Origin of the sequence: Paraburkholderia sp., assembly GCF_035948235.1 — a bacterium.
Taxonomy (GTDB): Bacteria; Pseudomonadota; Gammaproteobacteria; order Burkholderiales; family Burkholderiaceae; genus Paraburkholderia.
This window is the reverse complement of the sequence record NZ_DASZJJ010000203.1, coordinates 1-1,598: the sequence shown is the minus strand read 5'-3', so window position 1 is coordinate 1,598 and position 1,598 is coordinate 1. Positions and strand designations below refer to the sequence as shown.

At 67.6% G+C, this 1,598-nt stretch carries 3 protein-coding genes; 1 reads left to right on the top strand and 2 read right to left on the bottom strand.

The genetic code is table 11. The features are described 5' to 3' along the window. Window positions 1–530: 3,4-dihydroxy-2-butanone-4-phosphate synthase (ribB, locus tag VG320_RS17325; RefSeq protein ID WP_327201314.1), on the bottom strand; the 530-nt coding region annotated here is incomplete at its 3' end. A gap of 288 nt (window positions 531–818) precedes the next feature. Here ribB and VG320_RS17320 point away from each other — a divergent pair. Then, the gene (locus VG320_RS17320; RefSeq protein WP_327201313.1) at window positions 819–1,124 is read left to right on the top strand and encodes a HigA family addiction module antitoxin; all 306 of its coding nucleotides are present in this window, start codon (window positions 819–821) and stop codon (window positions 1,122–1,124) included. Window positions 1,125–1,165: 41 nt separating this feature from the next. Here the strand turns inward: VG320_RS17320 and VG320_RS17315 are convergent. Next, on the bottom strand, window positions 1,166–1,598 hold a 433-nt coding region (locus VG320_RS17315), incomplete at its 5' end, for an ATP-binding cassette domain-containing protein (protein ID WP_327201312.1).

The window sequence follows — 1,598 nt, the reverse complement described above, 5'->3', positions numbered from 1 at the left end:
TCGGGCAGGCGCGCCATCGTGCCGTCGTCCTTGATGATCTCGCAGATCACCGAGGCGGGCGTGAGGCCCGCGAGCGCCGTGAAGTCGCAGCCGGCTTCCGTGTGGCCCGCGCGCACGAGCACGCCGCCCGGTTGCGCCATGATCGGGAACACGTGGCCCGGCTGCACGATGTGCTCGGCGCGGGCGTCGTGAGCCACGGCCGTCTGGATCGTGCGCGCGCGGTCGGCGGCGGAAATGCCCGTCGTGACGCCCTCGGCCGCCTCGATGCTCACCGTGAACGCGGTGCCGTACTGCGTGCCGTTGCGCGAAGTCATCAGCGGCAGGTTGAGCAGCTTGCAGCGCTCCTGGGTGAGCGTGAGGCAGATCAGCCCGCGCCCGTGCTTCGCCATGAAGTTGATGGCTTCGGGCGTGACGAATTCAGCCGCAATGACGAGGTCGCCCTCGTTTTCCCGGTCTTCTTCGTCGACAAGGATCACCATCTTGCCGGCTTTCAGTTCGGCGATGATCTCTAGGGTGGAGGCGAGCGTCATGATGGGATTCTGGCTGGAAAGCGCACATTTTACGCCACGCGGGCGGGCGCGTCGCCCTGAACGGGGACCACACGGCTGGTTTTGAGCGCTACGCGTGCACACGCGGGGCTGCGCCCGCGTGCGCCCATGCGCGCCGGGCACGGCATGGCGGGGCGCGAGGCGCGCGCACATTGGCCGAACGGCTGACTGGGCAGCGCGTGGCGTCGCCGCGACAATAGTAACGTTTGACGTTATTAACGTGAGGCGTTATTATCGTGGCGATTACATTACCGCAGACGGAGTGTGACCATGGCACGGGAAGTACCGCTCGCCACGCCGGGAGAGATCCTGAACGAAGACTGGCTCAAGCCGCTTGGCATCAGCCAGTACGCGCTCGCTAAAGCGATCGATGTGCCGCCGCGCCGCATCAACGAGATCGTGCTCGGCAAGCGCGCGATCACGGCCGATACGGCGGTGCGCCTCGCCGTCTACTTCGGCACCGACGCGCGTAGCTGGATGGAGCTGCAGGCCCACTACGACACGGAACTCGCCCGCGAGGCGCTGGCTGACGTGCTGGCGCGCATCCAGCCCCACGCGCGCGCCGAAGCCACCTGAGGTCGTCTGAAACCGGCGTCGGCGCGAGTAGGTGAAAACGCTCAGCGCAGGACCACGTCGTCGGCGAGTCCCTTCGTCAACTCCAGCGCCTGGCGCTCGAACAGACGCCGGTACAGGCCGTTCTCGCGACGCACGAGCGTGTCGTGCGTGCCTTCTTCGGCCACGCGTCCGCGCTCCAGCACCAGCAGGCGGTCGAGGGCGCGCACGGTCGAAAGCCGGTGCGCTACCACGACGGTCGTGCGGCCTTCCATCAGCCGTTCCATGGCCTGCTGGATCAGCACCTCGCTTTCGCTGTCGAGGCTCGACGTCGCTTCGTCGAAGATCAGGATCGGCGCGTTGGCCAGAAACGCCCGCGCGATCGCCACGCGCTGGCGCTCGCCGCCCGAGAGCTTCACGCCGCGCTCGCCCACCAGCGTTTCGTAGCCGCGCGGCAGCGCCATGATGAAGTCGTGCGCGCTTGCCAGCTTCGCGGCG

Bases quoted from the DNA above. Each gene is read 5' to 3' on its own strand.
- VG320_RS17320 (WP_327201313.1), top strand. From the start codon at position 819: ATGGCACGGGAAGTACCGCTCGCCACGCCGGGAGAGATCCTGAACGAA.